Below are 13537 nucleotides of genomic sequence, written 5' to 3' on the forward strand. Positions count from 1 at the left end.
AGCGCAGCGAGTGAGCCCCGCAGTCGTGAGCGGAGGGCGGTCATGGTGAGCGCGAGGAGCGAACGAGTGCAGCGAGTGAGCCCTGCGGTCGCGAGCGGCCGGGGCGACCGGGGGCAGCGTGGTCGTCGTCGGCGGGCGGACCCGGCGCGGGACGCGGCGTACGAGGCGGTCGCGGCGGTGTACCGCGACGACGCCTACGCCAATCTGGTGTTGCCGACGATCCTGCGGGACCGGGAGGTGCGGGGCCGTGACGCCGCTTTCGCCACCGAATTGACCTACGGCACGCTGCGGCTGGTCGGCACCCTGGATCTGATCATCGCCCGGGCGGCCGGGCGGGAGGTGGACCGGATCGACCCACCGGCCCGTGACGCGCTGCGGCTGGGCGCGTACCAGCTGCTGCGTACCCGGGTTCCGGCGCACGCCGCGGTGTCGGCCACGGTGGACCTGGTGCACGACGTGGCGCCGGGGGCGGTCGGGTTCGCCAACGCCGTACTGCGGGAGATCGCCACCCGGGACCTGGACGACTGGCTGGCCGAGCTGGCACCGGACGAGCACGCCGACCCGGTCGGTCACCTGGCGGCGACCTACCACCATCCGCCGTGGATCGTCCGGGCGTTCGCGGAGGCGCTCGGTGAGGACCCGGGTGACGGCCTGGCCGAGACGACCCGGCTGCTGATCGAGGACAACGAGCCGCCACCGGTGCACCTGTGCGCCCGACCGGGCCGGGTCGACGCGGTCGAGCTGGCGGATTCCACCGGCGGGGCGCCGGGCGCGTTCTCGCCGTACGCCGTCTATCTGCCGGGCGGGGCGCCGGGTGAGGTGCCGGCGGTCCGCCAGGGCCGGGCGCACGTGCAGGATGAAGGCTCGCAGCTGGTGGCGGCGGTGTTGGCCGCCGCCGAGGTGTCCGGTTCGGACCGGCGGTGGCTGGACCTGTGTGCCGGTCCGGGTGGTAAGGCGGCGCTGCTCGGCGCGCTGGCCGCCGGTCGCGGCGCCGAGGTGACCGCGGTGGAGGTGGCCGAGCACCGGGCCCGGCTGGTGGAGCAGGCGGTACGCGGGCTGCCGGTGGCGGTGCAGGTCGCCGACGGTCGTCGGGTGGGCGCCGGGACGGACCTGCCCGAGGCGTCGTTCGACCGGGTGCTGGTGGACGCGCCGTGCACCGGGCTCGGTTCGCTGCGTCGCCGTCCCGAGTCGCGCTGGCGGCGTCAGCCGTCGGACCTGCCGCCGCTGACCCGGTTGCAGCGCGAGCTGCTCGCCGCCGGGCTGCGGACGGTCCGGCCGGGCGGCGTGGTGGCCTACGTGACGTGTTCGCCGCACCGGGTGGAGACGCACGTGTCGGTGACCGAGGCTGCGCGCAGGTCCGGCGTACCGGTGGATTTCGTCGACGCCCGGCCGTTGCTGCCGGCGGGTATGCCGGGGCTCGGCGCCGGGCCGTCGGTGCAGCTGTGGCCGCACCGGCACGGCACCGACGCGATGTTCGTGGCGTTGCTGCGTCGGGTCGGTCAGCTCTGACGGACCGGCAGGGCGTCGGTGCCGCCGTCGCGTACCGATCGGGTCAGCGGTGGTTCGTCACGCCAGAGCAGGCAGCGTACGGCGAGGTTGCCGTCGTCCCACTCGTCCTTGAACGGGTAGTCGTAGATGGTGCCGAAGCGGTGTCGAAGGTCGTCGTTGACGGGTAGGTCGGCGTAGTCGGCGACCACCCGGCGGCACCGCTGGTGTACCTGGTCGGCGTTCGCGGCGAAGTCCTCGTAGAGCAGGTCGGCTTCCAGGTAAAGGCCGGCGAATTCGCTCTGGTGCGGCTCGGTGCAGGCGACTGGTGCGAGGACTCCGACGTCGCCGGCGGCGTTGGCGCTCGGGTTGAAGCAGCCCCAGCGCAGCGGGCTCGGCCGGTCGAGGGCGCCGGCGAGGCTGCCGGTGCGGGCGACGAAGGTGCGGTCCTGCATGCTGACCACCTCGCCGACGTCGCACCGGTACCAGCGGGCGCCGCCGTTCCAGGCCGTCGTGGACGGGACGACGACTTCGAGCCGGAGTCGGCCGGCCTGCCAGTCGTCGCCGAGGAACTCGCGGACCCGCTGGTCGCAGTCGGTGCGGGCGGCCCGCCGGCTGGACGAGCCGAGGGCGGGGGAGTGGTCCGGTACGCCGTACACCCCGGTGAAGATCCCGACGAAGACCGTTTCCACCTCGTGAGATTGTCCGCAGTCGACGGGTGTGTACTCGGTGCCCTGGCCGACGGTGCCGGCGGCGACCGGATGGCACTCGCCGGCCCGTGGGACGAACACTTTCGGTGTGGCGATCCCCACCCAGTCGTTGGTCAGGTCGCCATCTCCGATGTCGGACCGGACGGCGGGCGCGCATCCCGCCGCTGCCGTCAGAACCGCGACCGCCAGAACCAGCCTTATCCACCACCGCATGTCGTACGCCCTCCCCGTGGTTGGAAGATCGTAGACAGCTAAGTGTACTTCATGTAGTCAAACGACTCTCTACAGTAACTATGACCTGCCGATTCAACGAACTGCGGCCCGATGCTCCACGATGGAGCAGCGGGCCGCAGCCGGACAACTAGTGGCGGATCAGGCGGGCTGGACGAACGTGATGCTCTGCGGACCGTTGGTACGAATCGGTTCGCCGGTGGCGCTGCTGAAGTCGGTGCCGCCATGCCACCGGTGCTCGCCGCTGCAGACACAGTGGATTTTCACCTGCTGGCGCGGCAGGACCATGAGCGACGCCCCGGTCGACCCGTCGGCAAGCTCGACGATCCCCACCGGGTCCTTCGTGCTGACGTTGAGCAGCTCCAGCTGGCCCGGACCCTGCGGTGGGTCGGCGATCTCGATGCTCACCGAGGTCCCGGCCTCCAACTGGTACGCGTACGGCGGGGCGTTGACGTCCGCCGCGACCAGGTCGGCGCGCAGCCGATTACCGACGTGGCCGCTCCACTGGTACGGGTAGCCGTCCGCCTTGAACAGCAGCGGCCACTCGTACGGCCCCAGCCAGTCGATGACGAACGCGCCCTCGTCGTCGACCGGCGAGTAGCGCGGATCCCGCGAACCGTCGGCGACCGGCGCCACGATGCCGACCGTCCCGTTCACCAGGGTCTCGTCATCGGCGCCCTGCACGGTGCCGACGATCACCGAGCGCTGGTCCAGGCGGATCGTCGGCCCGGGCCGCACCTCGTCGGCGGAGAAGGTGAACCACCGTGCGTTCTTCTGGGTGCCGGTTCCACCGTCCTGGCTGACCCACTGGGCACCGTACTGGCTACCCGAGTCGGGCAGCGCGAACAGATTGTAGGAACCCGGCCCGGGAACCGAGACATTCACCCGGCCCCGCGCGTCGCTGCGGGTCGGACAGACGTCGGAAAAGCTGAATGTGAATACCGGAACGGCGAATACGCAGATGTCGGCCACCGGCTCGCCGGTGACCGCGTCCACCACGTCGGTGCGGATACCCGGTCCGTCGAAGGTGGTCGTCGCGTACGCCTGCGGTGCGATCGTGGCACCGCCCAGCAGGGCCGCCGCGACCACCGAACCGAGTATGATCCTCCGTTTCCGGTTGCCGACCGAGCGCGGTTCGACGGCGCGGTGGGCCCCGCCTCTGCCGCCTGTGGAAAATTGAATGATCCTCAACGAGGTTGCCCCTTTCGCATTTCACTGAACTGCTAGGTGCCAGATGAGTTTGTAGCACGTAAGGCAGCGTGAAGTCGGCTACGGAGGGCTGGTTTCTGTGGTGTTTCGTCTCCACTGGATGGGTGATTTTCCGAAAGTCGGTGAAATCGGAACGGAAAATGAGGGTGAAACGCATTCAGGCGGTTGACCGGACGGGGCGTCGCCGCGGCGTCACCGGCCGGACCCGGCCCGCCCGCCGCCGGTAACGACCGCGTGACGGCCCGTCGGAGATCGTCGACCGCAGCACGGACCGGCCGCACGACCTCCGCGACACCCGGTCGTCACCCGGCCCGCCAACCAGTGTCGCGTGAGCCGTCAGGGAGCCCACATGATCAGGACGATGCTGCGGATCCGAGCCCGTGGTGGATCCGAGAAGACGGTCGAAGCCGCGTGGCGAGCCGCTGCCGACCGGGTCGCCGGTAGCGCCGGCAACCGTCTGTGGCAGTTGCTCGTCGCCGCCGACGATCCGTCGACCTACGTGATGGTCGCCGAGTGGACCGACGAGGCAGCCCGGCACCACTACGAGAACGGGCCGGTCGCCGCGTACCTGGCCGGTGTGGTCGAAGCCGCCTGCGAGCCGGTGACCCCCGACAGCTACCGGGTGATGGGCAGCCGGCCGGACCCGGACTCGCTGATGTACGTGGACGTGACGGTCGACGTACCGGCAGACCGGGTCGCCGAGTTCCAGCGCGGCCACGCCGAGGTCGTCGCCCGGATGGCCGCGGTACCCGGCTACCTGGGGGAGGAACTGCTGCGCGAACCCGGATCAGCGGTGCACCACATCTTCGCGCAGTGGCGCGGTGCGGAGCTGTTCCGCCGCTGGATCGACGACCCCGACCACGAGCGGGCCGAAGCGGGACCGATCGCCGAGTTCCTGGTCGGCATCCGGCCACGGGTGTTCCGCGCATTCGACCCGGACCCGCGACCCGTCCAGCCGGTCGCGAGCCGACCCGCCGCCCGGCACACCACCACGGACGTGCTGGTGGTCGGCGCCGGACCGACCGGGCTGACCACGGCGATCGAACTGGCCCGCCGGGGCGTCGACTGCCAGGTGATCGACAAACTGACCAGCCCGCCGGACCAGGCCGACAAGGCGATCGGGGTGCACTGCCGCACCATGGAGATCTGGGCCGACCAGGGCGTCGACCGAGCGGCCATGAACGCCGGCAGCTGGCTGGTCGGTCAGGCGGTCTTCGTCAACGGACACCAGGTGCACCGGGGCAGCTGGGAACTGCCCGGGCTGCCGTACGCGCACCTCGGGCTGCCGCAGTACGAGACCGAACGGATCCTCACCGACCGGCTCGCCACGCTCGGCGTACGGCCCCGACGCGGCACCGAACTGGTCGACTTCACCAGCGACGACGACGGGGTCACCGCCAACCTCACCCACGCCGACGGCGGCACCGAGACGGTCCGCGCCAAGTTCCTTGTCGGCGCCGACGGCGCGCACAGCCGGGTCCGCCAACTGCTCGGCCTCACCTTCACCGGCGGGCTGGGCCGATTCCCGCAACTGTTCATGCTCGGCGACGTCGACGTCGACTGGGACATGCCCGCCGGCCACCTGCTGCGGTTCATCCACGAAACCGACGGCCAGCTGGACAACATGCTCGTCTGCGTACCGCTGCGGGGTGAGTCCCGCTACCGGATCGCGACGATGGCGCCGCCGCGCTACTTCGCCGCCACCCGCGGCGAGAACGCCCCGCCCGGGTTCAGCGCCGAACTCGGCGAACCGACCCTCGCCGACGTGCAGGCGGTGCTGGACCAGCTCGCCCCGGCCGGGACGACCGCGTCCAACCTGCGTTGGTCGTCGATCTTCCGAATCAGTCACGGCATCGTCGACCGCTACCGCGACGGGCGGATCTTCGTCGCCGGCGACGCCGCACACCTGCATCCGCCGGCCGGCGGTCAGGGCATGAACACCGGCATCCAGGACGCCTGGAACCTGGCCTGGAAGCTGGCGTTGGCGGTCCGTGGTGTCGCCGCGCCCGGCCTGCTGGACAGCTACCAGATCGAGCGCCGACCGCAGGGGGAGGAGGTCGTCGGGCGGGCGGTGCGGCTGGCCTTCACCGACGAGTTGGAGCGCGAGGACCTCGAACGGCAGTTCCTGCAGGAGATGTCGATGCTGGTCAGCTACGCCGACAGTCCACTGGTCGGCGAGTCGCTGGCCACCGTCGACGCGCTGCGGACCGGCCCGGCCCCGGGCGAGCGCGCTCCCGACGTGTCCGGCCTGCGTCGACGCGGCGTCGGACACCCGCTGCGGCTGCACGAGCTCACCCGGGGGACCCGGCACACCCTGCTGCTCTACGCCGACCGGACGGCGGACGAGGCCACTCTGGCCCCCATCGACAAGCTCAGCGCCGACCTGCCGGAACGCACGTACGGCGAAGTCGAGGTCTACCTGCTGCTCAGCCCGGACACGCCGGCCCCGCCGGCGGACCATCCACCGGTGCTCCACGACGCCGCCGGCGGGTTCCGGGCCGGGTACGGCACCGCCGGTGCCGCCGCCTACCTGATCCGGCCGGACGGGTACGTCGGATTCCGCAGCCAGCCGATCGACGTCGAGGCGCTACGCCACCACCTGCACCTGGTGTTCAACGGCGGTGTCCGGTGACCGCCGCTTTCCCGGACCAGACAGACCAGACGGACCCACCGGGTCAGCCGGGTCAGCCGGACCGACCGGGTCCGGTCCGCGCGGTGCTGTCGATGCGGACCCGCCCCGGGTGCGAGCGGCGGTTCGAGACCGAGTGGCAGGCCATCGCCGATCAGATCCGCACCCTGGACGGCTGCCTGCGCCAGGACCTGGTCCGCGACGCCGACGATCCCCGCAGCTACCTGATCATCACCGACTGGGCGGACCGGGAACGCCTTGACGCGTTCGGTCGCAGCGCGCAGCGCGACCGGTTGCTGCGGGTGATCCGGGAGCTGCGCGAATCCGCGCAGCGGCACACCTACCAGGTGCTGCACAGCGTGCCGAGCGAACGAGAGGAGCCGCGATGACCGCCGACCAACGACCGGCCGAGCCGGTCGGGTCCGCCGAGCAGGCCGTCCCGGCGGCGGAGTTCTACACCGACGGGTACGCCGCCGACCCGTACCCCACCTATGCCCGGATGCGCGCCCAGTGCCCGGTCCGGTTGGTCGCCTCACCCCGGTTCGACTCCTATCTGATCACCCGCTACGACGACGCGCGGGCGGCGTTGACCGACCCCCGGCTGTCCAAGGACCTGTACGGCCCGGAAGGCCACTACCTGCGGTTCTTCGGGCCGAACTCGGAGGGCCTGAACAAGAACATGCTCAACTCGGATCCGCCGGAGCACAGCCGGCTGCGGCGGCTGGTGTCGCAGGCGTTCGCGCCCCGGCGGATCGAGGCCCTGCGGCCCCGGATCGGCCAGGTCGTCGACGACCTGCTCGACAAGTTCGCGCCGAGAGGCGAGGCGGACCTGATGCACCAGTTCGCCGTACCGCTGCCGATGGTGGTGATCTGCGAGCTGCTCGGCGTGCCGAAACCCGACCACGAACAGGTGCTCGGCTGGACCCAGGTGATCCGGACCTCCGGCTCGGCCAGCCGACCGCCCGACCAGGAGCGGGCGGCGGTGCAGCAGGTACAGGCACAGCTGCACGAGTACCTGACCGGGCTGGTCCGGGCCAAACGCGCGACGCCGGCCGACGACATGCTCACCGCCCTGATCGACGCCTGTGACCACGGTGGGGCGCTCACCGAACGGGAGCTGGTCTCCACCGCGTTCCTGCTGCTGTTCGCCGGTCACCAGACCACCGCCGACTTCATCGGCAACGCCATGCTGGCCCTGTTGACCAATCCCGGACAGTACGAGCTGCTGCGGGCTCGGCCCGAGCTGCTGCCGGCGGCCGTCGAGGAGCTGCTGCGCTTCGACGGCCCGCTGCCGATCGCCAGCCCTCGGGTGGCCACCGAGGACGTCGAGTACGACGGTGTCCGCATTCCGCGCGGGGCGGCGGTCGGGGTGGTGCTCAATTCGGCCAACCGCGACCAGGACCACTTCACCGACCCCGACCGCCTCGACGTGACCAGCGGACGTGGACCCCACCTGGGCTTCGGCCACGGGGTGCACTACTGCCTGGGGGTTTCGCTGGCCCGCATCGAGGCCCGGACCGGCGTCGGCGGGCTGCTGCGCCGGCTGCCGGACCTGCGGCTGGCCGTACCGGCCGCCGAACTGCGCCGACTCCCGGCGGCCTCGCCGTTTCGCGGGCTGCTCGAACTGCCGGTCCGGTTCACCGCCGCCGGCTGACCCACCACCGACCACCGGGCGAACCGACCCGGCTGATCCCCACCGTTCTGCGAGGAGTTGCCATGGTTTTCCGCAACGTGATCGTCTGCCGCATGGTGCCGGGCAGCGAGGACAAGATCGCCAAGACTTTCGGCCACTACGACAAGGCCACCCGGCCGCAGGACTTCGGCGTCATCGGGCGCATCCTGCTGTCCCACCACGACCTCTACATCCACATCGTCGAACGCAACGAGGACCCGGCGGTCTCCGGCCAGAACCGGGGCCTGCCCGCGTTCAAGGAGATCGCCGAGGCGATCGGCCCGTACGTCACCCCGTACCCGCGCAACTGGCAGAACCCGTCGCACTCGGTGGCCAAGGAGTTCTACCGCTGGACTGCGGAAGGGACCGGCCCGGCGGAAGGGACCGGGCCGGACCAGGCCGGCCGGCATCTGACCGTGATCGTCGGGCGGATCAAGCCCGGCGCGGAGGACAACGTCGCCCGGATCTTCACCGAATCCGATGCCGGCACGTTGCCGGTCGAGATGAGCGTGACCGCACGCTGGCTCTACTCGATCGACGACGTCTACGTGCACCTGCTGGAACGCTCGGTCCCGCACACCGCCGACGACGCCCGGATCCACGACAAGCCGAAGTTCGGCAAGATCATGGAGGAGCTGAGCCCGTACATCAGCCCGTACAACCAGGACGCCTGGCGCGGCCCGGTGGACGCGGTCGCCAAGGAGTACTACCGCTGGCGGGCCGAGGACTGACTCCGACGGTGCGGTGACCGGCGGTCGCCGCCGGCCGGCTACCGGGAGGCGGCGACCAGCCGTCGAGCCTCGGTGACCAGCCGGCTGGAGCCGCCCCGGGCGGCGACGTCGGCGAGCCCGGGCACGTCGATGCGCACGCCGGTCACCGCTGCGGTCTGCGCGGCCAGCGCCAGCAGGTCCGGCAGCCCGCGCGGTGCCGGCTGGACGGTCAGCGGCGCGGGCAGCGCGGCGGCGAGGATCCGCCAGGTGGTCAGCGGTGCGCCGGCCGCCGCCGCGTCCCGTAACGGCTGGACGACCCGGGACAGCGTGATCATCTTGTCGGCGGCGAGCGCCCCGAGGTGACCACCGACCGCCACCGCGTCGAGCTCACCGGCGGCGGCCAGCATCAGCAGCGCGTCGACGGCCGCCACCCGGTCGGCCTCGTGCCGGGCGGCCAGCCCGTACGCCACCGCCAGGTCGAGCGCCGGCGTGGTCTCGCCGGTGCACTCGGCGAGCATCGGCAGCAGCGTGGCGCCGCCCGGCTCGTCGAGGTCCGCGCTGCCGGCGACCAACGGCAGGAGGTACGCGGCGACCAGCCCTCGATAGCCGGGCAGCTGCGCCGGCCAGGGCCTGCCCGGCCGGGGTGCGCAACGCCGCCGCCTTCGCCGCCAGCGGCTCGTCGACGACGGCCGGCAACCGCAGCAGCGCCTGGGTGAGGTCCGCCGGCCACGGCTGGCGCTCACCGAGGCGGGCCAGCCGGTCGAACAGCTCGTCCGCTGCCACCGCCCCGGTGGCCAGCGACGGTGCGGCGACGAGGCCCGCGCCCCCGAGACCGGCGAGCCCGGTCGTCCCGGGACCGGTGAACTCAGCCGCCCCGGCCCCGGCGACGGCCCGGCCGATCTCCGCGACCCGGGTCCGCCGCAGCCGGCGCAGCACCGCCTGCTGCGGGTCGGCGGGCCGCTGCCCAGAGGCCTGCTGCTGGCCCCAGGTGGACAGCAGCACCTGCCAGCTCCGTGGCGGCGCCGGATCTTCGCTGCCGGCGAGGATCCGCAGCGCGCCGCCGAGGCCGCCGAACCTCTCCTCGGGCCGCGAGGACCAGGCCAGCACACCGGCCCGGTCGAGCACCGGGGTCAGCGCCGCCACCGTGGCGGCCCGGTCGGTGGCGGTCGACCGGATCAGGCCGTCGAGGATCCGGTCCAGGCCCAGCGCGTCGGTCGACGACCCGCCGAACAGCGCGGCGATCTCCTCGGCCAGCTCGTCCGGATGGGTGATCGGCGGTGGCGCCGGAGCCGGCGGTGGCACCGGGGGCAGGGCGTCGCCGACGTGGCGGACCTCGGCGGGCGCCGCCACCCGGTGGCCGTGTTTCGCGGCCAGCGCGGCCGCCCGGTCGGCGACGTCGACCGCCGGATGATCGGCGGCGACGGCCAGCACAGCGGCGATCCGCGCCGCCTGGGCGCGATTCTGGCGGGCCAGCTGATCGAGCCAGCTCAGCTGGGCCCGTACCAGGGTCTTCTCCGGCCGGCCCAGGACGGCCGGCGCCGTGTCGAGCAGCGCGTCGAGGTCGATGTCCGGCAGCTTGCGCAGCGTCCGTTGGGCCAGCGCGGCCGCCGTCGACGGGCCGTCGGCGAGCAGCCGCAGGTAGGTGGGGAGCCGGTCGCGCACCTCGTCGCCGGTCGGCACCAGTGCGTCGTGCAGGCCGATGAAGACCCGCAGCGCGGCCGGACGCTCACCGCGCAGCATCCGGCTGAGCGCGCCGTCCAGCAGCATCGTGCGGTCCAGCCGCCCCTCGGCGGCCAGCTGCGCCAACGCCAGCGGCATTCCCGACCGACCGTCCGACTGCTGGTCGGTCCACGCCCACTGACCGCCGACCCCGTCGACGTCGAACATCCGGGGGGCCAGCGCGTCCAGGAACGGGTGCCGGCGCATCCGGTCGACCAGCGCGACGCTCCACTCGTGGTCGCGGGGTCGGCTGGCCGTCACCGCCCAGCCGAGGACGAACAGGTCGTCGGTCGGCGGCGCGGCCTGCTCGGCGGTCAGCAGGTCGGCGATGAACCACCAGTTGTCGCCGGGCGACTCGCGGTCGATCCGCCCGGCGAGCCGGTACGCCAGGTCGGTCAGCCAGGTGACACCCCGGCGTCGGGCCACCTCGATGACCGGTGCCGCGGGCGTCGACAGCAGCGAGATGCTGCGGCGCCCCAGCACCTCGGCGGCCTGGGCGGCGGTCGGCAGGCAGCCGACCGCCGCGACGGCCAACGCGGTGGCCTGCCAGCGGAACCACCACTCGTCGCGGTGCCGGCGCACGTACGCCGTCAGCTCGGTGCCGAGCTGACGGCGTTGCTCCTCGTCGAGCCCGGAGATGGTGTCCACGGCGGTGGTGATGTCGCCGTTGACGAGACGGTGGACCGGGTCGCTCGCCTCGGTCACGCCGTCACTCCCACCGGGGCGGTGACCATCGCGGCCGCGATGGCGTGCCGGCACGGCCCCCGCCCGCCCCGGTGCCGCGCCCACCAGGCGCAGGTGCAGGTGCGGGTGCCGTCGGTCAACTGCCGCACCCGGTAGACCTCGTCACCGGCGCGCACCGTCGCCCCCTCCGGGTCCGGGGTCACCGAGCCGGCCTCGACCAGCGCCCGGGCTGCGGTCAGCCGGGGATTGTCCCGCTCGGCGCGGCCCGGATCGTAGGGCAGCACCCGGTGGAAGTAGCCGGCCCGCGCGAGGTCGTAGCCGACCCGACCGGCGGTGCCGAGCAGCGTCAGCGCAGCGCGCACCCGGGCGGCGGCCAGGCCGGACGTGTCGGCCAGGGCGGGTAGGACGCCGCCTTCGCCGGAGAAAGCCCCGGGCCGGCTCCGGTGACAGGGTCAGCGACAGGCTCATCCCGGCCAGGTCCAGCTCCCACACGCTGGCTGTCGGTGCTGCGCCGGCGGCCACCGGCGGCCCGTACACCCGCAGCGCCGACGCGTGCCGCAGCAGGCCCCGCAGCGCGGCGAGCCGACCCGCGCCGGACAGGCACACCGCGCCCGGCGCGGCACGCGACGTCAGGCGCAGCGACCGACCGGCCGGCACCGCCCACAGCACCGACCGGTCGCCGGCACCGGGCAGCCGGCGCAGCAACGTCGCCGCCTCGACGGCCGGGATCTCCGCCAGCAGGTCCATCCCCGCCGCGATCACCTGCACCTCGGCGAAGCCGCGCAGCCAGCGGCGGGGCAGCGGCACCTTCCGCTCGACGACCGAGGAGTCCATCGTCGACACCGTCAGGTCGTCCGGGCCGACCGACAGATGCAACGGGTCCAGGCCGCCGACGCGGGCCAGCGCGTCACGCAGCGGCGGGTTGACGTCCACGTTGGTGGTGCCGTGCGCGACGATGTCGCCGTCCAGCCCGTCCGGGGCGACGTCGAGCCGGGCGTACACCCCGCAGCAGCCGGAGAAGGACTCGAACCGCAGCCGGTCGCGGCCGCCGGTGACCACCGGGTCGAGGCTGGCCGGGTGAGGAACCCGGTGAAGAACCGGGGGTTGGCGGCCGGGCCGCCACTGGTCTGCAGGGTCAGTGCCCGACCGGCCAGGGCGGACGGGCTCAGGTACCGGTAGGTCGCGACGGCGTTCACGGTGGCGCACGCTACCGGCACCGACCGACATCGCGGGCCGGCGGCGCAGCCGTACACTGGTCGCCGGTGCCGGTCGGACACTGGTCGGCCGGTGTCGGCCGGTCGCGGCGGCGAGCGACAGCGGGGGGAGTGCGTACGGATGAGGTCAGGCCTGCCGATCCTGAAGGCGCACGGCTCGCAGAACGACATCCTGGTCGTCGAGGGCCGGCCGGGCGACTACGCCGCCGAGGCGGACGTGCCGCACCTGGTCCGCCAGCTCTGCGACCGGTCCGGGCCGCTCGGCGGCGGTGACGGCGTCTACTTCGTCGATCTCGGCCCGGCGGTGCCGCAGGCGGCGTTCTTCAACCCGGACGGCTCGTTCGCGAAGCTGTGCGGCAACGGGATGCGTTGCGTCGGGCGGCTGGTGCTGGACACCCGCGACGCCGAGCGGGCGGTGGTCCGGGCCGGGAGCAGCGACTTCGTGGTGCTGCGGGCCGAGTCGACGCCGGAAGGGGTCCGGCAGACCGCGGTCGAGATGCCGAAGGTGGACTTCGATCCCGCCGAGCCGGTGGTCGCCGTGGCGCAACCGCACGTCGACACCCCGCTGCCGGCGCTGCACCCGACCTACGGGCTGACCGCGCTCGCCGTACCGAACGATCACCTGGTCGCGGTGGTGGAGAAGTTCGACGAGGCCGAGCTGGTCGCCACCGGGGAGCGGATCACCGCCGCCACCGACGTGGTGCCACGCGGGGCGAACCTGTCGTTCGTGTTCCCGCTCGACAGCGGTGAGATCTACGTGCAGACGTACGAGCGGGGCGCCGGGTTGACCCCGTCGTGTGGTTCGGGCGTCGTCGCCTCCCGGGCGGTCTGGTCGCGGCTCGGCATGGCCGGGGCCGGCGAGCGGATCACCGTCCGAAACCCGGGTGGGGTGGCGACGGCCTGGTTGACCGGTGACCCGGCGGCCTGGCAGGCCACCCTGCAGGGCAACGCGTCGTACGTCTACCGGGCCGACGTCGACCTGGCGGCGGTCGTCGCCGGCACCTTGGCGTCGGTACGGCGGGACACGTTCGTCGACGAAGTCGAGGCGTTCGCCCAGTCGCGGGAGAACAACCACGCCGTGCTGCATGCCGCCGGCGTACACCCCTCGGTCGGCTGATTTCTGACCCGACGCGGTCCGGACCTGGGCCGGATCCGGGCCGAAGCCGGGCTCTTCCGATTTCCTGACCGGCCATCGACCGGGTGCTGCCTGGTTCCGGTCCGGTCGGTGTCATATCGGTGACGACAGACGTCAATGTGACGCTGGGCGGATCCGG

Annotated in this window: 11 protein-coding genes; 6 read left to right on the top strand and 5 right to left on the bottom strand. The window is 72.8% G+C overall.

The window, feature by feature from the left end:
• The first annotated feature begins 42 nt into the window (after positions 1-42).
• Positions 43-1509, top strand: coding sequence for an RsmB/NOP family class I SAM-dependent RNA methyltransferase (locus EDC02_RS06765; protein WP_123601214.1), 1467 nt, complete (start codon positions 43-45; stop codon positions 1507-1509).
• On the opposite strand, the gene EDC02_RS06770 is transcribed toward EDC02_RS06765, so the two are convergent.
• Both EDC02_RS06770 and EDC02_RS06775 read right to left on the bottom strand, forming a co-directional pair.
• The gene (locus tag EDC02_RS06770; protein WP_158632077.1) at positions 1500-2297 is read right to left on the bottom strand and encodes a septum formation family protein; all 798 of its coding nucleotides are present in this window, start codon (positions 2295-2297) and stop codon (positions 1500-1502) included. The two genes, EDC02_RS06765 and EDC02_RS06770, sit on opposite strands and share 10 nt — an antisense overlap.
• Positions 2298-2567: 270 nt before the next feature.
• Complete coding sequence (locus EDC02_RS06775) at positions 2568-3515, bottom strand: hypothetical protein (protein ID WP_123601216.1); 948 nt, start codon at positions 3513-3515, stop codon at positions 2568-2570.
• A 469-nt stretch (positions 3516-3984) separates the two neighbouring features.
• Between EDC02_RS06775 and EDC02_RS06780 the strand changes: the two genes are divergently transcribed.
• The 4 genes from EDC02_RS06780 (at position 3985) to EDC02_RS06795 (ending at position 8667) form a co-directional block, all read left to right on the top strand.
• Complete coding sequence (locus tag EDC02_RS06780; protein WP_123601217.1) at positions 3985-6267, top strand: FAD-dependent monooxygenase; 2283 nt, start codon at positions 3985-3987, stop codon at positions 6265-6267.
• An 83-nt stretch (positions 6268-6350) separates the two neighbouring features.
• The gene (locus tag EDC02_RS06785; RefSeq protein WP_255500582.1) at positions 6351-6653 is read left to right on the top strand and encodes a putative quinol monooxygenase; all 303 of its coding nucleotides are present in this window, start codon (positions 6351-6353) and stop codon (positions 6651-6653) included.
• Positions 6650-7918 carry a cytochrome P450 gene (locus EDC02_RS06790; protein WP_123601218.1) on the top strand — a complete coding sequence of 423 codons (1269 nt, stop codon included), beginning with the start codon at positions 6650-6652 and terminating at the stop codon, positions 7916-7918. The genes EDC02_RS06785 and EDC02_RS06790 overlap by 4 nt, the downstream gene beginning before the upstream one ends.
• 62 nt (positions 7919-7980) lie before the next feature.
• Positions 7981-8667, top strand: a complete 687-nt coding sequence (locus EDC02_RS06795) for a TcmI family type II polyketide cyclase (protein WP_123601219.1) — start codon at positions 7981-7983, stop codon at positions 8665-8667.
• Between the two features lie 366 nt (positions 8668-9033).
• On the opposite strand, the gene EDC02_RS06800 is transcribed toward EDC02_RS06795, so the two are convergent.
• From EDC02_RS06800 to EDC02_RS06805, 3 genes are read right to left on the bottom strand one after another with little or no spacing between them, the layout of a single operon-like run.
• The gene (locus EDC02_RS06800; protein WP_233605773.1) at positions 9034-11070 is read right to left on the bottom strand and encodes a DUF6493 family protein; all 2037 of its coding nucleotides are present in this window, start codon (positions 11068-11070) and stop codon (positions 9034-9036) included.
• Entirely contained in the window at positions 11067-11225 is a 159-nt protein-coding gene (locus EDC02_RS41365; protein WP_233605774.1) for an SWIM zinc finger family protein, read from the bottom strand. The genes EDC02_RS06800 and EDC02_RS41365 overlap by 4 nt, the downstream gene beginning before the upstream one ends.
• On the bottom strand, positions 11212-12108 hold the full coding sequence (locus EDC02_RS06805) for a hypothetical protein (protein WP_233605775.1): 897 nt from the start codon (positions 12106-12108) through the stop codon (positions 11212-11214). Before EDC02_RS06805 ends, EDC02_RS41365 begins: the two co-directional genes overlap by 14 nt.
• A gap of 276 nt (positions 12109-12384) precedes the next feature.
• Between EDC02_RS06805 and dapF the strand changes: the two genes are divergently transcribed.
• On the top strand, positions 12385-13380 hold the full coding sequence (gene dapF / locus EDC02_RS06810) for a diaminopimelate epimerase (protein WP_123604570.1): 996 nt from the start codon (positions 12385-12387) through the stop codon (positions 13378-13380).
• Positions 13381-13537: the final 157 nt, after the last annotated feature.

Source organism: Micromonospora sp. Llam0, assembly GCF_003751085.1.
GTDB lineage: Bacteria > Actinomycetota > Actinomycetes > Mycobacteriales > Micromonosporaceae > Micromonospora_E.